This window comes from Pedobacter zeaxanthinifaciens (genome assembly GCF_003313335.1).
Taxonomy (GTDB): Bacteria; Bacteroidota; Bacteroidia; order Sphingobacteriales; family Sphingobacteriaceae; genus Pedobacter; species Pedobacter zeaxanthinifaciens.
On sequence record NZ_QMHP01000004.1, the window covers coordinates 292,987 to 312,999 of the forward strand.

Below are 20,013 nucleotides of genomic sequence, written 5' to 3' on the forward strand. Positions count from 1 at the left end.
GGAACCATCCTTAATTAACAATAACGAACACCTCTAGTCTCAGTGCTAGGGGTGTTTTTTTAGGGGGAGATGTTGATGCTTTGAAGATAATCGTTCATCATGTTTAAATCCGGCATAAGCCGAAACCATGACATTACATAGCAACAACACCTGCTAATTTAGGCATGCACTGTAATTCAGAAAAAATAGACAGCTGTTAAGCAATGCCTTCGATATCAAATAAATGCTTTTCTGCGTGATAAGAAGAACGTACCAAAGGTCCGCTTTCTACATACTTTAATCCTTTAGCTAAGCCAATTTCTTTGTATTTGGCAAACTGGTCCGGGTGTATCCAGTCTACAACTGGGTGATGTGCTTTGGTAGGTTGTAAGTATTGCCCTAAAGTTAAGATGTGAACACCGTTAGCCACTAAGTCGTCCATCGCTTCAAAAACATCTTCTTCGGTTTCACCTAAGCCTAGCATAATGCCAGTTTTAGTACGCAAACCAAATTCCGAAATTCTTTTCAGGCATTCCAAGCTGCGGTCGTATTTAGCTTGTATACGTACTTGGCGAGTTAAACGGCGCACTGTTTCCATGTTATGCGAAACCACTTCTGGCCTTTCTTCCAATACGCGGTATAAATTATCCCACTGTCCTTTAAAATCGGGAATTAGTGTTTCTAAAGTAGTTATCGGACTTTCTCTTCTAATTGCTTGCAACGTTTCGGCCCAAATAATAGAACCGCCATCTTTTAAATCATCTCTATCAACAGAAGTAATTACACAGTGCTTAACGCCCATCAGTTTTACCGAATTGGCCACACGATTTGGCTCGTCTGTATCAACAGCTAAAGGCCTACCAGTTGCCACTGCGCAAAATGAGCATGAACGGGTACAGATGTTTCCTAAAATCATGAACGTTGCCGTACCAGCACCCCAACATTCGCCCATATTAGGGCAATTGCCACTCTCGCAAATGGTATGTAGTTTATGCTCGTCAACAAGGCTTCTCACCTGGGCATACTCTTTACCAATGGGTAGTTTAACCCTTAACCAATCAGGTTTACGGGCTTTTTCGGTAGTTGGTGCAACAACTGGAAGTTCAATCATGTTACAAAGTTACGCAATATTGCCTAAATGTTATAAGGTTGAAATGTTGGAAAGTTGTAATGTTTTATTGCGCCGCTTTAGGTAATGTAATGTAAAAAGCAGTGCCTTCGCCAAGTTTACTTTCTACATCTAAGCTACCTTGGTTCTGTAAAATCATATCTCTGCATAAAATTAAGCCAATATGATGTCCTTTTTCTCCTGAAGTACCCGTTTGTGAATGGTGGGTGAGGTTAAATAAATTATCCAAGTCATTTTCACTGATGCCTTTACCTGTATCTTTAATCATACATCTCACTTTTCCATCCACTATTTCAGTGCTAAATGTGATTTTACTGTTGGGGTCACAAAATTTTACTGCATTGGAAAGTAAGTTTCTAACCACCACGTGTACCATATTTAAATCTGCAAATACAGTGTCGTTGCTAGAGGTTTTATTTTCTACCGATAAATTTTTAGCTCTTATTTGCGAATCCATTAGTTTGATGTTATGGTCAATCACATCATGCAAATCTACCTCCGAAGGATTGATAACTACCCCTTCCAGCTGACTTTTTGACCACTCCAGCAAATTATCTAAAAACGATGCTGTGGTGTAAACGGTTTCTTCTAAGCGTTGCAAAATGTTGGTCAATTCCTGTTCGCTAAGTACCCCGCTGTGATACATGCCAAAGAGTGCTTTAAGCGAATGTATGGGCGCCCTTAAATCATGCGAAACAATACTGAAGAACTTATTTTTTACTTTGTTCAGCTTTTCGAGTTCAATATTTTGCGCTGAAACTATTTCCATCTGCGTTTTTAACTCTTCATTTAGGGCGCTTAGCTCCTCGTTAATTTCAGCAGTTTGGTGTTTCTGTAGTTTTAATAGCTCATTAGCGGTTTTATAGCCCGCATTTTTCTTATAATAAAGGATCAAAAGTATAATCAATATCAGCAGTAAAACCGAGATAATAGCAATAGCGTAAGAATAATCGGTGATTTTTGCACTGATTTTTTCATTATGCTTTTCCAGATTTTTGTTGTCAGTGTTAACACGGGCCAAATCGTCTAAAATTACTTCGCGTTTGGTTTCTGTTTCCTTTAGGCTATCGGTAATTGCTAAATAATCAGATTGATGCTCAAGTGCATCGGCAAATTTCTTTTGTGCAGTTTCAACCTTAATCAAGTACTCTAATGATTGAGCTACCAAGCCTTTTGAGTCAGATTCCTTTGCCTTCACCATCGCAGTTTTAGCGTATTCCTCTGCCTTTTTGTAATCTTTTAAATTGAGATAAGTTTCGGAAATCGACATTAGAACGATAGCTTCCTGATATACATTTTTAGTTTGCCTGTTGTTTTTAAGTGCAATTTCAAAATGCTTTAGGGCTTCTGTATATTTTCCCGAATTGTTTAAAACCAAGCCTATGCCCCAATTGCTTAAGCCAATACCGTTGATGTCGCCTAATTTTTCTCTAATAGCTAAACTTTGTTTGAAGTAGTCTAACGCTACACGTGGATCACCAATTTTTCTGTTAGAATTTCCCAAAGAAAAGAGCGCATTGGCTAAACCAACTTGATCGTTAGGCGTCTCCCGTACATTTTCTAATACTTGTTTAAAATAAAGGTCGGCAGTTTTATACTCCTTTAAATCGAAGTAAATGGAGCCTAAATTCATGATGCATTGGTTAATGCCTCGCTTGTAATTGAGCTGTCGATATATTTTTAAAGACTCTTCGTAGTTTTTTACAGATTCACGTTTTTTATCTTGCCTATCTAATATAAAACCAATATTTACATACCCTCTGGCCATGCCATTGAGGTAATTGATGGCTTTTGCTTTTTCGTGCCCTAGCCTAAAATAATAAAGTCCACTGTCCAAGTTGCTCCGTACCGCATGGGCAATACCCATGTCCAAATAGGCGTTGGCTATAGTAGAGTCTATATTGTTTTTTTCCGCAAGGCGAAGATATTGATTGGCGTAATAGTATTTTTTGATGGGATCTACAGAAGTATAAGCGGCAGATAACTTTCGCAACACTTTGATCTGTGTAGTATCCGGATCTGTTGGCTTAAGCTGCCCCAGCAAATCATCTATTTTAGAAGTTTGTGCGCTTGCTATAAAACACGAACAAAATAATAGCATGTAGATGAGCGCATGCTTTTTTGAGCGTTTGATGGCATTGAGCATAAATAGGCGTTTACGTTTACGTGTTTAAAACACCTTTAAATATAGATAAATATTTTTATTTACTCTAATTTGGAATATTTTGAAATCACACTTTTAATAAACCTCTAAAACCTCGTGCTGCATAATAGGATTGTGCTCCATTGTGATAAACAAATACAGTGTTATAGCGGCGGTCGCAAAATAAAGCGCCATCAAGCTGGCGTATAAGATCAGGAGTTTGTATCCAGCTAGAAGTTTTAAGGTCAAACTCGCCAAGTGTTTGTAATTCTCGATATTGTACCTCGTTTAAAAGTTCAATGCCCATTTCATTTGCCATGTTCACCGCACTATCACTAGGTTTATGTTCTTTTCTAGCCTCCAATGCAGCATGGTCGTAGCATAAACTTCTACGGCCTTTTGGGCTTTCAGCTGCACAATCCACAAAAGTGTAGGTATTGGTAGTTTCATCGTAGGCCACTACATCAGGTTCGCCATCGGTAATATCCATTTCATTTAACGACCATAGTTTTTCTGGGCTAGCTTCCAATTTTGCTTGTATGTTATGCCATTGCAGGTTTGGATGCCGTTTAATATTTTTCTCGAAACGAATTTTAAGGATACTGAGTAGCTCTTGACTTTGTTGCGGAGTAAGTTTTTTGCTCATGTTTTTTAATCATTCAAACCTTTACCATTTAAAATTTGTGAAATGCATTTATCAACTCTTGCTGCTCGAGTTTTAGCTTGTTTGGCATCAGAAAAGTAAAATAAATAAGCACGTTGCCTACCTGGCGTTAGTGCTTCAAATGCGGTTTTTAAGGCAGGTAATGCTGCTAGCTTTGTTTTAAATTCCTCTGCTACTTCAAAGTCTTCCGTCTTTTTCAATTCAACCTTTAGCCCAGCTTTTTCTACTTCAATGGCTTCAAATATGGACGATGTAATTTCTTGCTTTAACTTTGTGATTTCTTTTGCTTGCGTAAACCTCATTTGCCTTGCCGACTGCACATTGTCGGTTTGTTGAATGAGTAAACCATGCGAATTATCCAACAATGCACCCTTGAAAAATAGTAAAGCGCAATAATCCTTAAATCCATGTATTAAAACAATATTGGCTTTATTTAAGGTGTAGCAGGGTTGTCCCCATTTAAAGTCTTCATTTAACCCACATGCTAGCACAATGGCCCTCAAGGTTTCAAATTCTTCTTTCCATTGCTCAGCTCTGCTTAAAAATTGGTCTACTTTGGCGTTCATATACTTTGGTTAATGCGATAAAGTTAGGAATAGCTCGGCTAAAGAAAAATTTAGGCCTAAAATATTTGCACTAGCGTGAATACTTAAATCGCTATTTCGAAAACTTTTTGCTCTTTACTTAAGGAAAAACCAAGCGAGAGATAGAATTGATGACTCTGTTTGCGGGTTACATTACAGCGCAACTTAATTTGATCAATTTGCTTACTAATGCTCCATTGTTTACTTGCCTCAATCAAATGCCTGCCCAGCTGTTTTCCTCTATTGTTTTTGTGTACAACTAAGCCGGTAACTTCTACAAAAATTGGACTTTCAACCCGTAAGCAAACTAAACAGTGTAGCCAGCCAACAATCTCGCCATCAATTTTGGCTACAAAAATGGCATGATCATTTAAGCCGATAATATCGGAAAGTATTTGTTTCAAGCGGTCTAAGTCATTGTTATACCCCAGCTGTAAGGATAGCTCACAAATTTGTTTTGCTTCGCTTTCGGTAATACTTGTGAGCTTGCTTATCTCCATTAGGAAATCAATTTTAACATCGATTGTATAAAGTTAGCCAATGGTTTTCGTTCTTTAAGCCAGTTGAAAGAAAATATGCCAACAACTGCTGTGGTAATGCCAGCAAGTACATCGGATAGGTAGTGGTGGCTAGTGTAAACTGCTGCGAACCAAATTCCAAGCATTACCGTTACAAAAAAGATATTCGCTTTGCGGAATTTTCCTTTAGCGCCATAGTAAACCACAATTAGCGGATAAGCGGAGTGCAGTGAAGGCATTGCGGCAAATACATTAGAGCCTTTGCTATAAATTGATTTAAAAAGCTCAATGCCAAAAAAGTTATCAAAACGTGCTAAGCCGGCGGTATTGCCCGGCGTGTTGGCTATAAATTCAAATCCATGTTGTTGAACGTACCATGGCGGGGCAGCTGGGTAAAGATAATACACTACAAAGCCCAAAAGGTTTACCCAAACAAAGGTTAGTAGAAAATTGAGGAAATTCCTTTTTTCATTAAAAAACAAATAGGCTGCAAAGGCCAAAGGCACCGGAACCCACATCAAATAAAACACGCCCGTCATCACATCTAAAAATGAGTGGGTATGCAATAGCCAATATTCATTAGGGGTAAGTAGTTTTCCTTGATGATTGATGCCGAATAGGTTTTTCTCAAACTGGTATAAATCGGCAATATGTACTGCGTTGTAGTTGTAGTTTGGAAAAGCCTTCATGTAATCGAAGATGATCCAATACACAATGAAAATAGAAAAGCCAATGATGAACTTCCGAGTTGTAGACGAAAGGTAATAGAGTGTGTTGAAAATACCTATTAGTACCAGTTGGTCTGTTTTAAATCCGACTAAGAAATAGGAGAGGACTAGGTATAAAGCAGAAATGCCCAAGGTTAAGGGCAAATCTTTTTTAAAGTTTATTTTTTTTTCTTGGGACGGAATTTCAGATGTCATTTGTTTTTATTTATACGCAGTCTCCTCTTGATGGGACGATTATTTTATCTCAGTTTTCTTCTCAAATCCTGATCTGAACACGCCATCCCAAAACATCCAGCTTACGCCAAAACCTTTAGAAGCATCTTGATAGTGGTGTAACATGTGGTGGTGTTTCAGCTTTTTCCAAAATCCGCTTTTAAAATTAGCATGATGAAGGGCGTAATGTACCATATCATAAAATAAGTAACCGCCAATGAAACCAATAAAAAACGAGTAAACTTTTGTTTCTGGCAGCAGCCAGTCAAATAAAAGGTAAAATGCCAAAGCCAATGGAATACTGGCTGATGGTGGCATCACTAACCGATTGGCATCGTTAGGATAATCGTGGTGTACACCGTGAAAAATAAAATGGATACGTTTGCCCAAGGTGCTGCTTGGATAAAAGTGAAATATCCAACGGTGAAGCACATATTCAGTAATTGTCCAGATGAAAAGCCCAAACAAAAGCCAGCCCATAAAATCAAGTACTGGAGTTTGAACATCAACTAATGCTTTCCATGCCAAGAAAAGTATCAAAGGCACATAAATTATTAGCGGAACATAGTATTTCACTTTCGAAAGCGGCTCTAGCAAGTCGCTTTTAAACATTCTTGTTGACTCTTTAGAATTTGATATGAAATTCTTTGCCATGGTATTATACTTTTATTCTTTCAGTTATTGCTTTGCTTGGATTGTTGGCATCATAGCCTTTAAGCTCCACGTATTTTACATTAGGTACCCAAAAGCTGCCACCTTCTATTCGTAAAAAAATACGCTCCAATTGGATCTTTTTATTATTTGCTGTTACGTAAACATGATATTTTTTATCAGCTGATGATTTGGTGAGCAGCAAAGGAAATTTTTTATACGATACAAAACGTAATTCGTAATTGCCATTGCCTATATCCTTTGTTTGAATGCCGTAAGCAAATTTACGTTGTATATAATTTAAATCCTTTTTACCCTCTTTATCGGCATAACGCATCCAAAAAACATTCACTGGCTGTTCTTTAACCAAGTTGCCACTTTCATCCATATTTAACTGGCAAATAATGGTATTGATGTTAGGATCACGCTGTACGTAAAAAAGCTGATTGGCAATATTTTTTGGAATTGGAAAGGTTAATGGCGAAGGGTCGTCATTTTGAGCCATTGCTTTTGGAGTACCCGAAATTCCTAAGCCAGCAAATAAAATTAAACCCGCTACTAGGGCAGCCTTGTTGTTTGCTTTCGGGAATTCTACTGCGTCTAACGCTTTTTTAGCATCTCTTAGCCTATTTACCGCAGTGATGTTGGTCATAACTGCCATTATCGCAATTGGTAAAGTAAAGATGGTCATGGTTTCGAAAATATGAAACTTGATGCCCGGCACAAACACTTTATAATCGCCGCCTAAAAAGTTGTAGGCAATTCCGCAGGCAATAGCAAAAACACCAATGGTAACCACACGCTCAGGTCGTTGCATTAAACCGCCTTTACATTCAACACCCAATCCTTCGGCACGGGCACGGGTGTAGCTTACCATCATTGAGCCAATTAGCGCAATAAACGCAAATAGAGAACTTAAGAAATAGTGGTGAGACACCAAGTAGTAGCAAATGCCTAAAAACATTACCATTTCGCTATATCGATCCAAAACTGAATCGTAAAGTGCGCCAAATTTTGAACTCATGTTGCCCAAACGTGCTACCTGTCCATCAAGCATATCGAAAAGCCCTGCAAAAAGTACTAAGGCACCGGCCCAACCTACGTATTCCAGTTCGCCTCGGTTTGATTTCTCTGCACCTATGATAAAAATAATCGCAACCCCAATGTTTAACATTAGTCCAATGGTGGTTACCATATTAGGCGTAAGTCCAATCTTGATTAACCCCTTTACAAAAGGATTAATGATTTTATAAATGCCAAGTTGAAGGCTGTCTCTCAATTTCATTGTTTAAAAATCTAGTTTTACTCTGGCTCTAATTCCCCATTCAGATACTTCTGGATGATCGAGATAATTAAATCTCTTAACCAAATCTACCCTTAATAGTTTGAAAATATTGCCTATTCCAACACTACCTTCCATGTACGGGCCATTGTTGAGCGAGTAAGTACGTTGCATTCCATTTTCGTAGCTTGGAAGCTTGTAAATGCCGTTGTTTGTTTTTTCTGGATTATTTTCGTCTCTTAACCCACCGTAAATTGCCTTAAAGGACACAATCTCACGTAGCTTCAATTTATTTAGCAAAGGTATCTTATTTAAAAAGAAACCGTTAAAATTGTGATCAATATTTACAGCGGCATACCTATCACTCACAAACTCAAGGAAGTTCATTAAGTTGTAAGAGTTAAGCTGGTACGCATAAGTTTGGTTGGCTCTATGTACCGCCAACAAAGGAAAAGGTAGCTTACCAATAATATAACCGCCCTCTAACCTAACATCGCTAAAGCCAAGCTGCGACAGATAAAAACGTTTATCAACGCTTCCCATAAAATTATGGTAGTTATATTCGCCGCCCAATAATCCTTTTACACCCATAGTATATTTCAAATTGTAAATAGGATATCTATCGATGATAGGTGTACGGTATATTTTTCCTTGATAAAACTTCTCGTTTTTAGCATATCTTAAGCCAACACTAAATTCAGAAGTAGTAATTTGGTTAATCATCGAAGCATTGTTTGCATCAATATAATTTAAACCTCCAGCTGGCGTTTGCGACCATTTTTTGAAGCCGATGTTGTAAGAGAATCGATTTTCAAACTCCCTAACATAATCTACTCTATAAAAATCGTTGTACAACAACATGTCATTTACACCTCGTTTAAACGATAGCAAAAAGTTATCTTCCTGTACAAACTGAAGCTCCTGTCCTGGAATTTTTGTATCCCGTTGGAAACTTGCCCTTACATAGTGCTGTGGAAACTGATAAATCGACTTATTATTGATAGAGTAAGTTCCCGATAGGAAGAACTTCCATTTTTCATCTTTAAATCCGTAGGCAGCGTAGTTTTCGAAATAATAACGCTTGCTTAACGCAGGAGTGGTACGGCCGCCCAAACGTAAACGGAAACCTTCTACATTGTTAAAGCTGTAAAATGTATTGGTAGGACCAACTTCGTAAGGGCCAAAATCCCAATAGCCTGCAAAAACAAAGGTTACCAGTTTAACTGTTCTGCGGAACGAAGGTAATTTCTGTAAAGTATCAATGTTGCTATATATTTTAAGCTGCTGTGCAGGAATAGAATCTAAGCGGTTTTGAGACCAAAAGGCATCTGTTTTTTTTGTGGCATCAGCTAAAACTTCTATTTTCTTGCCCGAAAAAACGGTATCTGGAATAGCTACATTGGTTTTATAATTGTCGTAGCTTACGCTTCTTTCGCCAGTAAAGCCCATGCCTTTATTTTTGTTGATACCAAAATCGGCAATCAAGTTGCTTTTACTGAGGTAGTAGCGGTTATCCGTATTTTTTTCGAAGCCTAGCTCAATTTCCATCCCCCTAACAAAGTTGAGGTTGATGTTTTTGTTAACGCCAAAAGTAGCACGTTGCACAGCATAATTTCCATCCATGGTAATGTACAACTTACCTTCAAACAACATGTCGCCTTTGGTGCGTGGGGTGAATGAAAGTTCAATTACCTTTGGATTTTGGTTTTTCAGCGTATCTGTAATAAAATATTTGTAAAATGTAGGTGCCGAGTTAGCGATAGGACTTAAAAAGTCGTTACTCATCACAGAGATGTTGTTATCGTAGATATTGATGTTTTGGTACATCCTATCGAAATAAGATTTCATCCCCTGATTATCAATATACCTATTGTCGAATTGCACCTGTTTTTCGGCCAGTACCACAGTTTTACTTTTCGTTGGATCAAAACTCAGGTATTGATCAGCAAGTTTCTCCTGGATATAAATTGGCAATAAGTTTTTCCCTCCCAATTGGGTTGAATCTTGCTCTTGGAAAAGGAATTGATAATTTTTGAAAATGCGTTTGTTTTTGAATTTCTCAGAGATGTTACTCATGGAGAAAAGCATTTTTTCGTACTCTTTATATTGTACAGTTTCGTAAGCTTTAGGCTGGTTTTTGTCCTTATTTTCAATTACTTGCCTAATCAGTTCAACTGCGGGATTGTTTTTGTTAGAATATCTTCGTTTGCCAGCAATAATGGTAACTTCATTTAACGATTGGGCATTAGACTTCAAAAGAATATCCAACTTTTGAGTTTGGCCAACCATAATGGTTTTATAAAGCACTTCGTAGCCAACGTAATTAAATTTTAACTTGTTATAATCTTCGTTCGTGCTAATCTTAAAGTTGCCATCTAAGTCTGTTTGTGTACCTGTGCGTGTTTCGTTGAAAAAGATGGATACGTATGGAAGCGTTTCTTTGGTAACTGCATCTCTAACTGTGCCGGTAATCACTGTTTTTTGAGCAAATGCCGATGATATGCCCATAACAGTTGCGCTAACAAGCGTTAGTGCTAAAATCAATTTTTTATATGTATTTCTCATTTTACTTTGTGAAAATGAATTGCTTCTGCATCACGTAATTGTAAACCGTTCCTATTAGTCCAGAAACTAGAATCTTAGATAGCAAATAATGTATGCTAAAAAAATGAGTGAGAATGTAAACTCCCGTAGTTACGATCAAAAGATTACCGCACCATACCAAAATATACTTCAAAATTTGGAGTTTAATGTCTTTATCTCTTGAATTAAAGACCCAATTACGCCCCATGTAGAAGTTTACAAAGCCACCAACAACTGTTCCTGTTACACTCCCTGCAACATACCAAAACCCTAGTATACTCTTACAGAACCACGTGATAGCATAATCTACCAACGTTGCCGTTAACGACGAGGCCTGTGCTTTCAAAAAGGTTGGCATCTCCCTTAAAAAATTTTAAAGAACACTACCGCTTGCAGGAGAACGTTGGCATAAATCCCTGCCAAAACATCATCTGCCATCACGCCCCATCCGCCAGGCCATTTTTCCAATTTACGTATGCCTAAAGGTTTAACTATGTCGAAAAATCTAAATAGAATTAAGCCTGTAATAACGTATTTAATGGACACTGGAATGAACAGAAGACTAATGCACATACCTGCAACCTCATCTATAACCACCCGGTTATGGTCTTTGCCCCAAAGTATTTCTACTTTATTTGCGGTGATTACTCCTATTGCAGTAAGCAACAAGGTGATCGCCAATGGCGCAAATTTCATTTCATATCCGTTAGCTAGTAAAAAGTACCACAATACACAGGTGAATATGGACGCGTACGTACCAGCACCTTTGCCTATGTAGCCAATTCCTAAACTTGTTGATATGATTTTGTGAAAGATCACGTTTTCAATTTTATGGTTTAAAAAGCAATTTGTTTAACTAAAATATTACGATGCAAAACTATGGAAACTTTTTTTAAAACTAAAGTTTCCTAATGCCGTTTTAACATGTTTTATCGCAATTTACATTAGGCAGACAAACGCCAGAAACCACTGTAGCATTTAGATAGAAAACCGTGGATAGGAGTGGAGGCCTACCCACGGCTGAGATTTTATTTGATATTAATCTTCTTCGTAATAATCAAGGCCTAAGTGAGTAATCAACTCTTCGCCCATGATGTAACGTAAGGTATTGTGCAGTTTCTCCAATTGTTTGAAGATATCGTTCTCTGGACGTAATCCTTCTTTAGTTTGAGGAGATTTTAAGTAGAACGATAACCACTCTTGGATACCACTCATGCCAGCACGTTTAGCCAAATCCGAGAACAACGCCAAATCTAATACGATAGGAGCTGCTAGGATTGAATCGCGGCATAAGAAGTTAATTTTGATCTGCATTTTGTAGCCCATCCATCCAAAAATATCGATGTTATCCCAGCTCTCTTTGTTATCACCGTGAGGAGGATAATAGTTGATACGGATTTTGTGGTACATATCGCCATATAAATCTTGGTTGATTTCTGGTTTGAAGATATCTTCCAACACACCAAGTTTAGATACTTCTTTAGTTTTGAAGTTATCAGGATCGTCTAGTACTAAACCATCACGGTTACCCAAAATGTTATCAGAGAACCAACCACGCACACCTAATGAACGAGCCATTAAGCCCGGTGCTAAAACTGTTTTCATCAAAGTTTGACCAGTTTTAAAATCTTTACCGGCAACAGGTGTTTGAGTTTCTTTAGCCAACTCTAACATAGCAGGAATATCTACTGTTAAGTTTGGAGCACCGTTTGCGTAAGCATAACCCAATTTCAAAGCTGCATAAGCATAAATCATACTTGGAGCAATGTTCGGATCGTTATCTTTTAAGCCTTGTTCAAACGCAGCTAATGTTTGGTGAACTGCGCTAGGCTCTAAATAAATTTCAGTTGAACCGCACCATACCAATACGATACGCTCGCAATTGTTTTTAGCTTTAAAGTCTTTGATGTCCTCAATAACTTGTTGCGCTAAATCCCACTTTGTAGCAGCTTCTTTAACGTAAGTGCCATCAAGGTTTTTAACGTAGTTTTTATCGAAAGCAGCTTTGTAAGGTTTAATTGCTTCTAACTCATCTTTGATATCATATAAAAGATGGCCATCAATTACCTTAGCTTTCATTGCGGCATCGTAAACGTTGTCTTCGTACACATCCCAACCACCAAATGCCAAGTCTTCCAGTTTTGCTAATGGAACAAAATCCTTAATTAAAGGCTCGTTATTTTCTGTTCTTTTTCCTACACGGATAGTACCCATTTGTGTTAAAGAACCAATAGGTTTAGATAGACCTCTTCTAGCAGCAACCACACCAGCAATCATGGTAGTAGCTACAGCGCCTAGGCCCGGCATCATAATACCTAGTTTTCCATTGGCTCCTTCTACTTGTTTTTTCATCTGTTAATTATTGTTTATTATTATGTGTTAATCCTATTTAAATTCTATGTTATAAGTTTTACGTTCTGCGTAATAAATTTTAGGTTGATTAAGCGATTTGCCAACTTAAAACGTTACAGCTATTACTTAAAAACCTATTTTAGCCAGTTATTCTCTTTGTACCACCTTACAGTTTCGTCTAATCCCTTTTCTAAATTGTAATGAGGTTCAAACTGTAAATCCTTCTTTAAATTTTCTATGTTGCAAGCCCAATTAGGTGCTGTTAACTCTTTAATTTTCTCTTTATTAAGTGTAGGCGTTTTGGCGCTGTTTGCATAAATGGTATCCATAAAGCTGGCTAAACCTTTAATTATACCCATGGGGATATGCATTTTAAGCGTTTTTTTATTTAAAGCTCTTTTTATTTCTTCAGCTAAAGCATATCTGTTGTAGCTTAGTCCGTCGGAAATGTTATAAGTTTTATGCTCAATATCCGATTTTAAAAAACGGATGATGATCTCGGCCAAATCTTTCACGTAAATGAAGCTCAGCTGTTGACTGAACCTTCCAATGTAAGGCTCTAATCCTTTGTTAATGGTTTTGAAGAGGATAAAAATATCTTTCTCCCTAGGGCCATAAACCGCAGTTGGTCTTACTATAATTAGCGGAAGATTTTCAATATGGTTGAGGTACTCTTCTGCCAATTTTTTGCTCATACCGTAAAAAGTTACGGGTTGGGCAGGGGTATTGTCACTAATGGTATCGTTAAAATCTGTTATTGGCCCAATGGCCGCCAGGCTACTTACAAAAACAAACTTTTCCAGCTTATAATTTACCAAGGATGCCGCCAACGCTAAGTTTCTGCTATACTCGGCATTTACCCTATTGTACTCTTGTAGTGTTTTGGCCTTTGTAGTGCCTGCAGCATGTATAATGTAGGCATATTGTTTGGCCTCTAACTCAGCTTTGAGTTCATCTACAGCGCTAAAGTTTAAATTAACGTAATTAACCGGAAGGTTTTTAAGGTGCGAAGTATTGCTATTTGGACGAACCGCTGCGTATACTTCTAGGCCATTTTCAATTGCTGTAACAATTAAGTGGTAGCCTACAAATCCGCTAGCGCCAGTAATCAATACTTTTTTGCTCATTTTTATTCGGCTTACCAATTCCCCCGAAAAGAAAGTAAGGAAAGCACCTGTTTAATTAATTTTAATCTACTAGTCGTGGGTAATCACTACGCCCCAACTTTATATGTCTTTTTCTAAAATTCTGTATTCTCGATAAAGCTGACCACCAATATTTTCAATTGGGCGGTTAACCATCTCATTGTCTTCTAAAGTCCAGCTAGCTTCAGCATATTGGAAATTTCTTGCTTTGAAAGCTTTAATGATTCTTCCGTATAAGCAGGCTTCAATGCCCAATTTCCTGTAACCATCAATTACTCCTAACAACAAAATTCGGATACCGTTGATTTTCTTTTTTCCTAACAATAATTTTAACAGGCCAGTAGGGAAAAGTCTGCCTCTTTTAATCTTGATTAGAATTTGGTTGATATCTGGAATTGCCAAGGCGAACCCGACAATTTTACCTTCCTGCTCAGCGATGTAACAAAAGTCAGTATCTAGTACTAATTTTAAATCATTAGCAGTATAGTCAAACTCTTTGTCGGTCATAGGTACAAAACCCAAATTTTTATCCCAAGCTTTGTTATAAACTTCCCTTAGTGCCGCAGCTTCTTCCTTAAATTTCTTAAGGTTAATTTTCCTGATAACAATATTGCTGCGCTGTAACCTATTTTCTAATCCTTCTAACAGGCTCACAGATCTGTCGTTGTAATTGCCCGCAGTGTATTTGTAGGCTCTTAAGTCAACTTTTTTGGCAAAGCCGAAATCTTCCAGTAAATCTAAATAATAAGGTGCATTGTAAGGCATCATGGCAACCGGAGGTCCATCAAAACCTTTGATTAGCAAGCCACAAATATCATTAGTGGAAAAATTAACGGGACCCATAATTTTGGTTTGTCCGTTTTCTTTCAACCAATTTTGTGCTGTTTCAAGCAACTGCCTACTTACATTTTTATCGTTAACACAATCAAAAAAACCGAAGAAGCCTTCTTTTACATTTTTGGTAGTGTTGTGGTTACCGTTAATGATGGCTGCCACTCTACCAACTATCTTATCTCCTTCATAAGCTAAAAATGCCTGAAGTTTAGCATGCTCGTAAAAAGGATGCTTTCCTGGCGTAAGCATATCACGCTGAGCAATGTGCAGCTCAGGTACATAAAATGGATCGTTTTTATAAAGCTCATGCGGAAAATCGATGAACTTTGCCAATAATTTTTTGCCTGTTACAGGTACAATTTGTGCCATCTTATGCTGAAGCGCTAACTAAATCTACACTTGCTTGTTTAAAAGCCGATTTTAATTTATCTACCGCTATTTCAATTTGTTCGAAAGTGTGTGTAGCCATTAACGAGAACCTGATCAATGATGAATCAGAAGGGACCGCTGGAGAAACCACTGGATTTACGAAAATGCCGTTTTGCTGCAAGATATTGGTGATAATGAAAGTTTTTGCATTATCTCTAATGTAAATTGGCAAAATTGGACTTTCTGGATGTCCGATATCAAAGCCAGCGTCTAACAACAATTTCTTCGCATAATTGGTATTAGCCCACAATTTATCAATACGTTCTGGCTCAGATTCAATGATATCCAAAGCGGCAAGAACGCTAGCAACAGATGCAGGCGTCATACTTGCGCTAAACATTAACGAACGGGCACGGTGCTTAATAAATTCAATGGTATCTTCATCTGCAGCGATAAAGCCACCTAAAGAAGCCAGTGATTTGCTAAAAGTACTCATGATCAAATCAACCTCATTAGTTAAGTTGAAATGAGAAGCCGTTCCAGCTCCATTGAAACCAATTACACCTAAACTGTGCGCATCGTCCATCATGATATTTGCACCAAACTCATCGGCAATTTTTACCATTTCTGGCAAATTTACCAAGTCGCCTTCCATGCTGAAAATACCATCCGAAACAATCAATTTGGCAGCATCTTCCGGTAAACGACTCAATTTAGCACGTAAATCGTTCATGTCGTTATGGGCATATTTAATTGAACGTGAAAACGACAACCTACTGCCATCAATAATGGAAGCATGGTCATATTCATCTAAAACTAAATAATCATTCCTGTCTAGCAAGCATGAAATTACACCCAAGTTTACTTGAAAACCAGTGCTGAATAGCACAGCCGCTTCTTTTCCAACGTAGGAAGCCAAACGGTTTTCTAGCTCAAGGTGAATATCAAGCGTTCCATTTAAAAAACGGGAACCAGCACAGCCAGTTCCATATTTTTCTACCGCTTTTTTTGCAGCTTCTTTTATTTTTGGATGATTGGTTAAACCCAAATATGAGTTTGAACCAAACATTAAAACTTCTTTGCCGTCTATAATCACTTCCGTGTCTTGTGCAGAAGAGATAGAACGGAAATAAGGGTAAAGGCCTTGTTCCTTAATCCTCTTGGCATCTTGAAATGAAGCTACTCTATCTTGTAATTTTTTACGCATATTTTTTTACGCAATTAGTTCATTTGTAGTTGATTAATAATTCTTTTTTGGTTAAAAGAATAACTTCAAATTGAAGTTAGACTCGTACATCGCTATATATGTTACTTCATAACATAATATAAATTTAACGATTTAATAAATGTGAATTAATAAATCTCGCAAATTTAACACAACTTTATAAATTTAACGATGGTTTAAAAGTACGGGTTATTGGTCAAAAAGTATTATTTGTATTATTCTGACATTAAGCAAACAAAACCTAACAACTTACCGCGTTAAATTAGGTTTAGCTTTTTTAAACCGTGTTTTCTCTGCAAAAATACGCTTTTTTAATCATTTGTTTAATTGGTTATTTTGTAATTGTTTTTTACAGCGCTAAATGTTGTATAAATATTTTTTTAATGTGCTACTGAAGTGAAGAAAATTTATTGGTGCTGGCGCTAAATAACAACTCATCTAAAATTGACGGCTTGTTTTTATGGTGCAGAGATTTCCATAAAAATAAAATCCATGTTTTTATGTATTTACCTGACCTTTAATCATCTTTGCATTATTTTTTAAATTTATTCGAATGAATAACCTGGTGAATGGGCAGTGCGCCGAAAAAGATTTGGTTAACGGTGGTAAAATGAATGTGTTTACCAGTGCTGAAATTAAGCCAATGATGCGCTTTAATGAACCATTTCGTTCGAATTCATTTGCCATAATGCTAGTAAAAAGCGGCACTTTAATTTTCCAAAGTAACTTCGCTAAAAATACTTTAAAGGCTCAGGATGTTTATTTGGTAACGCCTGGAAGTATCTGTGAGTTGCTGCACATGTCGGCCGATGTTGAATTTATAACACTGGGATTTAAGCGGGATTATTTGAAGGAGCAGGGTGTATTTTTAAATGGGGCGGAAATAGTGCATTTATTTTCTTCGGATTTGGCACATAAATTTTCTTTAAGCGAGGAAGAATTTAAAGAACTTGAGTTTGCGCTGCTTTCGCTGAAGAAAAAGATTAACCTTCCTGAAGCTACACCTCATTTTAGGGATATTATACGGCACAGTTTTATTTCTGTACTTTACGAGATTTTGCTCGTGTACAGCAAGCATCGGGTGTTTGTATCTGTAAAGCTTAACCGCCAGGAAGAGCTTACTACCAATTTTTTGAATTTACTAAGTGAGCATTTTAAGAAAGAGAAAAGGGTACAACATTACGCTAAGGAACTTTATGTAACCTCTAGGCACTTGTCGCAGGTGGTGAAGCAGGTTACAGGCAAAACTGCTGGAGAAATTATTGACGAGATGTTAATCAACGAAGCCAAGGTTTTGTTGTCTTCTCATGTGATGAATGTATCGCAAGTTGCTGATGAACTCCAATTCAGTGATCAATCTTTTTTTGGGAAGTTTTTTAAAAAATATACAGGAGTTTCGCCGTCTGTTTACCGGTCTAATAGTACTATTGCTATTAACCCACCATTTTAAGTCGAAAATAATGTTCCATAAGAGCTTCGTTTTCCAAAATAATGCTGTCGGATTTTAAATGTTTTTGAAATTTTGAATTGATTTATTTACGTATTGTAAAAACGCCGATAAAACTTGAGGTTTGTTACGTAATATTTTGATTTTAAGCAGTAAATTTGCGAAAATTTAAGGTATGGCAACGTCAAAAATAACTTACCAAGGTAGTTTAAGAACTGTTTCGGTTCATCTCTCATCAGGGAATGAAATTATTACTGACGCACCCATCGATAACCAGGGAAAGGGAGAGGCTTTTTCGCCTACCGACTTGTTGGCAACTTCTTTAGGAAATTGTATGCTTACCATTATAGGCATTGCAGCAAAAAACTATGATTTTAGCATTGATGGCGCTACTGCCGAAGTAACCAAAGTGATGGCGCAAGATCCTAGGCGTGTTAGCGAGATTCATGTAACCCTACAGTTTCCAGCTAACGCATATTCGGAAAAACAAAAGGCAATCATTGAGCGTTCAGCTAAGACATGCCCGGTTTCATATAGTTTGCACCCCGACATAAAACAGGAGTTAACGTTCCTATATTGATTTTTATAGCCCAAAACAAAAGTTGAGGGAGTTTATATTTGGTTTAAAATGAGCAAGAAAAAAAAGACGGTTGTGGAAACCGACGCAGATGTTATTTTAATAGGTGCCGGTATCATGAGTGCTACGCTTGGCGTACTGCTCAAGGAACTGAATCCTGAATTAAGTATAGAGATTTATGAACGTTTAGATGTAGCGGCAGCCGAAAGTTCTGATGCATGGAATAATGCAGGTACGGGTCACTCGGCTTTTTGTGAGCTTAACTACACGCCTCAAAAGGCTAACGGCAGCGTTGATGTTAAAAAGGCGGTTTCTATTGCAGAATCTTTTGAGGTATCGAAACAATTTTGGACTTATTTGTTGGACAAAGGCATTGTAAACGATCCTTGTTCTTTCATCAGAAATATTCCTCATTTGAGTTTTGTTTGGGGTAAAAAGAATGTAGAATATCTGAAAACTCGTTACACCAACCTGAAATCATGCAATCTTTTTTCAGAGATGCAATACAGCGAAAATCCAGCGGAGATAAAAGAATGGATTCCGCTAGTGATGGAAGGTAGGGACGATAATGAACCTATTGCAGCTACCAAAGTTGACTTGGGTACGGATGTGAATTTCGGCTCTTTAACTAGGGAGATGTTCAATTACCTAGCTAAACAGGATAGGGTAACTTTGCATTTCCACCACGAGATACGTGATTTAGACCAACAAGATGACGGCACTTGGGAAGTAAAAGTGAAAAACTTAGACAGTGGAAAAAGGAAAAAGCGCCTTGCTAAATTTGTATTTATTGGCGCTGGAGGTGGTTCCTTGTTATTGTTGGAGAAAGCCAATATTAAAGAAGGCAAAGGGTTTGGTGGATTCCCTGTAAGTGGCCAGTGGTTAAAATGTACTAACGAAGAGGTAATTGCCCGCCATCATGCAAAGGTGTATGGAAAGGCAGCAGTTGGCGCTCCTCCAATGTCGGTGCCACATTTGGATACTCGTATCATTAACGGAAAGCAAGCGCTACTTTTTGGTCCATACGCCGGATTTTCTACCAAATTTTTGAAAAACGGATCTTACTTCGATTTAGCGGCTTCTATCAAGTTCAGCAACATTAGACCAATGATCTCTGCCGGACTAAAAAGTATTGATTTAACGAAGTATTTGATTGAGCAAGTGCGTCAGTCGCCTGAAGACAGGTTTGAAGCCTTAAAAGAATACATGCCTAATGCTGAATTTAAGGATTGGGAGTTGGAAATAGCGGGGCAGCGAGTACAGGTAATTAAGAAAAAACCTAGCGGTGGTGGTATTTTAGAGTTTGGAACAGAAGTGGTAAGTGCAGGAGATGGTTCTATCGCAGCTTTATTAGGGGCTTCGCCAGGTGCTTCAACAGCGGTTTCAATTATGCTTGATTTGTTGAATAGATGTTTTAAAAAGCAAATGCAAACTGCGGATTGGCAAAGTAAAATAAGGGAGATGATTCCTAGCTTCGGTCAAAAATTAGCTGAAGATGATGAGCTTTGTCAAGAAATTCGTCAACGCACATCTGCGGCGTTAAAACTTAACGAAGGTGCTTTGTGCTAGTACGCTAACGTTGAAATAGCG

18 protein-coding genes are annotated in these 20,013 nt (G+C 37.7%); 3 read left to right on the plus strand and 15 right to left on the minus strand.

Annotation, left to right across the window (positions count from 1 at the left end):
* Positions 1 to 196 precede the first annotated feature (196 nt).
* From lipA to spt, 15 genes are all read right to left on the minus strand, one after another.
* Positions 197 to 1,090, minus strand: coding sequence for a lipoyl synthase (lipA, locus tag DUT68_RS08215; protein ID WP_113637388.1), 894 nt, complete (start codon positions 1,088 to 1,090; stop codon positions 197 to 199).
* A 64-nt stretch (positions 1,091 to 1,154) separates the two neighbouring features.
* Complete coding sequence (locus tag DUT68_RS08220; protein ID WP_113637390.1) at positions 1,155 to 3,254, minus strand: tetratricopeptide repeat-containing sensor histidine kinase; 2,100 nt, start codon at positions 3,252 to 3,254, stop codon at positions 1,155 to 1,157.
* A gap of 85 nt (positions 3,255 to 3,339) precedes the next feature.
* Positions 3,340 to 3,897, minus strand: a complete 558-nt coding sequence (locus tag DUT68_RS08225) for a DUF4256 domain-containing protein (protein ID WP_113637391.1) — start codon at positions 3,895 to 3,897, stop codon at positions 3,340 to 3,342.
* Positions 3,898 to 3,902: 5 nt separating this feature from the next.
* Positions 3,903 to 4,481, minus strand: coding sequence for a YdeI/OmpD-associated family protein (locus DUT68_RS08230; protein WP_113637393.1), 579 nt, complete (start codon positions 4,479 to 4,481; stop codon positions 3,903 to 3,905).
* Between the two features lie 83 nt (positions 4,482 to 4,564).
* The gene (locus tag DUT68_RS08235; RefSeq protein WP_113637395.1) at positions 4,565 to 4,999 is read right to left on the minus strand and encodes a GNAT family N-acetyltransferase; all 435 of its coding nucleotides are present in this window, start codon (positions 4,997 to 4,999) and stop codon (positions 4,565 to 4,567) included.
* Positions 4,999 to 5,940, minus strand: a complete 942-nt coding sequence (locus tag DUT68_RS08240; protein ID WP_113637396.1) for a phosphatase PAP2 family protein — start codon at positions 5,938 to 5,940, stop codon at positions 4,999 to 5,001. The genes DUT68_RS08235 and DUT68_RS08240 overlap by 1 nt, the downstream gene beginning before the upstream one ends.
* A 39-nt stretch (positions 5,941 to 5,979) precedes the next feature.
* Positions 5,980 to 6,612: a sterol desaturase family protein gene (locus tag DUT68_RS08245; RefSeq protein WP_113637398.1), complete on the minus strand. Its 633-nt coding sequence runs from the start codon at positions 6,610 to 6,612 to the stop codon at positions 5,980 to 5,982.
* 4 nt (positions 6,613 to 6,616) lie between these two features.
* Entirely contained in the window at positions 6,617 to 7,894 is a 1,278-nt protein-coding gene (locus DUT68_RS08250) for a DUF4833 domain-containing protein (RefSeq protein ID WP_113637400.1), read from the minus strand.
* Between the two features lie 3 nt (positions 7,895 to 7,897).
* Entirely contained in the window at positions 7,898 to 10,456 is a 2,559-nt protein-coding gene (locus tag DUT68_RS08255; RefSeq protein WP_237088294.1) for a DUF5686 and carboxypeptidase-like regulatory domain-containing protein, read from the minus strand.
* Between the two features lies 1 nt (position 10,457).
* The gene (locus DUT68_RS18670) at positions 10,458 to 10,832 is read right to left on the minus strand and encodes a GtrA family protein (protein WP_113637402.1); all 375 of its coding nucleotides are present in this window, start codon (positions 10,830 to 10,832) and stop codon (positions 10,458 to 10,460) included.
* A 5-nt stretch (positions 10,833 to 10,837) separates the two neighbouring features.
* Entirely contained in the window at positions 10,838 to 11,293 is a 456-nt protein-coding gene (locus DUT68_RS08265) for a phosphatidylglycerophosphatase A family protein (protein ID WP_237088295.1), read from the minus strand.
* A 219-nt stretch (positions 11,294 to 11,512) separates the two neighbouring features.
* The gene (locus tag DUT68_RS08270) at positions 11,513 to 12,826 is read right to left on the minus strand and encodes an inositol-3-phosphate synthase (RefSeq protein ID WP_113637406.1); all 1,314 of its coding nucleotides are present in this window, start codon (positions 12,824 to 12,826) and stop codon (positions 11,513 to 11,515) included.
* A gap of 134 nt (positions 12,827 to 12,960) precedes the next feature.
* Complete coding sequence (locus tag DUT68_RS08275) at positions 12,961 to 13,953, minus strand: NAD-dependent epimerase/dehydratase family protein (protein WP_113637408.1); 993 nt, start codon at positions 13,951 to 13,953, stop codon at positions 12,961 to 12,963.
* A 99-nt stretch (positions 13,954 to 14,052) separates the two neighbouring features.
* Positions 14,053 to 15,174, minus strand: a complete 1,122-nt coding sequence (locus DUT68_RS08280; protein WP_113637410.1) for a hypothetical protein — start codon at positions 15,172 to 15,174, stop codon at positions 14,053 to 14,055.
* A gap of 1 nt (position 15,175) precedes the next feature.
* Entirely contained in the window at positions 15,176 to 16,381 is a 1,206-nt protein-coding gene (gene spt, locus DUT68_RS08285; RefSeq protein ID WP_113637412.1) for a serine palmitoyltransferase, read from the minus strand.
* Positions 16,382 to 16,952: 571 nt separating this feature from the next.
* On the opposite strand from spt, the gene DUT68_RS08290 reads away from it, so the two are divergent.
* The 3 genes from DUT68_RS08290 (at position 16,953) to DUT68_RS08300 (ending at position 19,992) form a co-directional block, all read left to right on the plus strand.
* Positions 16,953 to 17,849 carry a helix-turn-helix domain-containing protein gene (locus DUT68_RS08290; RefSeq protein ID WP_113637413.1) on the plus strand — a complete coding sequence of 299 codons (897 nt, stop codon included), beginning with the start codon at positions 16,953 to 16,955 and terminating at the stop codon, positions 17,847 to 17,849.
* Positions 17,850 to 18,021: 172 nt separating this feature from the next.
* Positions 18,022 to 18,426 (plus strand): OsmC family protein, encoded by a 405-nt coding sequence (locus tag DUT68_RS08295; protein ID WP_113637415.1) that lies wholly within the window; start codon positions 18,022 to 18,024, stop codon positions 18,424 to 18,426.
* A 48-nt stretch (positions 18,427 to 18,474) separates the two neighbouring features.
* Positions 18,475 to 19,992: a malate:quinone oxidoreductase gene (locus tag DUT68_RS08300; protein ID WP_113637417.1), complete on the plus strand. Its 1,518-nt coding sequence runs from the start codon at positions 18,475 to 18,477 to the stop codon at positions 19,990 to 19,992.
* The last annotated feature ends 21 nt before the right edge of the window (positions 19,993 to 20,013 follow it).

What these genes read in the sequence shown, in the direction of transcription:
- DUT68_RS08230 (WP_113637393.1), bottom strand. Translation starts at nt 4,481, where the DNA reads ATGAACGCCAAAGTAGACCAATTTTTAAGCAGAGCTGAGCAATGGAAA.
- DUT68_RS08290 (WP_113637413.1), top strand. Translation starts at nt 16,953, where the DNA reads ATGAATAACCTGGTGAATGGGCAGTGCGCCGAAAAAGATTTGGTTAAC.
- DUT68_RS18670 (WP_113637402.1), bottom strand. Translation starts at nt 10,832, where the DNA reads ATGCCAACCTTTTTGAAAGCACAGGCCTCGTCGTTAACGGCAACGTTG.
- DUT68_RS08270 (WP_113637406.1), bottom strand. Translation starts at nt 12,826, where the DNA reads ATGAAAAAACAAGTAGAAGGAGCCAATGGAAAACTAGGTATTATGATG.
- spt (WP_113637412.1), bottom strand. Translation starts at nt 16,381, where the DNA reads ATGCGTAAAAAATTACAAGATAGAGTAGCTTCATTTCAAGATGCCAAG.
- DUT68_RS08250 (WP_113637400.1), bottom strand. Translation starts at nt 7,894, where the DNA reads ATGAAATTGAGAGACAGCCTTCAACTTGGCATTTATAAAATCATTAAT.
- DUT68_RS08240 (WP_113637396.1), bottom strand. Translation starts at nt 5,940, where the DNA reads ATGACATCTGAAATTCCGTCCCAAGAAAAAAAAATAAACTTTAAAAAA.
- DUT68_RS08275 (WP_113637408.1), bottom strand. Translation starts at nt 13,953, where the DNA reads ATGAGCAAAAAAGTATTGATTACTGGCGCTAGCGGATTTGTAGGCTAC.
- lipA (WP_113637388.1), bottom strand. Translation starts at nt 1,090, where the DNA reads ATGATTGAACTTCCAGTTGTTGCACCAACTACCGAAAAAGCCCGTAAA.
- DUT68_RS08255 (WP_237088294.1), bottom strand. Translation starts at nt 10,456, where the DNA reads ATGAGAAATACATATAAAAAATTGATTTTAGCACTAACGCTTGTTAGC.
- DUT68_RS08245 (WP_113637398.1), bottom strand. Translation starts at nt 6,612, where the DNA reads ATGGCAAAGAATTTCATATCAAATTCTAAAGAGTCAACAAGAATGTTT.
- DUT68_RS08220 (WP_113637390.1), bottom strand. Translation starts at nt 3,254, where the DNA reads ATGCTCAATGCCATCAAACGCTCAAAAAAGCATGCGCTCATCTACATG.
- DUT68_RS08225 (WP_113637391.1), bottom strand. Translation starts at nt 3,897, where the DNA reads ATGAGCAAAAAACTTACTCCGCAACAAAGTCAAGAGCTACTCAGTATC.
- DUT68_RS08295 (WP_113637415.1), top strand. Translation starts at nt 18,022, where the DNA reads ATGGCAACGTCAAAAATAACTTACCAAGGTAGTTTAAGAACTGTTTCG.
- DUT68_RS08300 (WP_113637417.1), top strand. Translation starts at nt 18,475, where the DNA reads ATGAGCAAGAAAAAAAAGACGGTTGTGGAAACCGACGCAGATGTTATT.
- DUT68_RS08280 (WP_113637410.1), bottom strand. Translation starts at nt 15,174, where the DNA reads ATGGCACAAATTGTACCTGTAACAGGCAAAAAATTATTGGCAAAGTTC.
- DUT68_RS08235 (WP_113637395.1), bottom strand. Translation starts at nt 4,999, where the DNA reads ATGGAGATAAGCAAGCTCACAAGTATTACCGAAAGCGAAGCAAAACAA.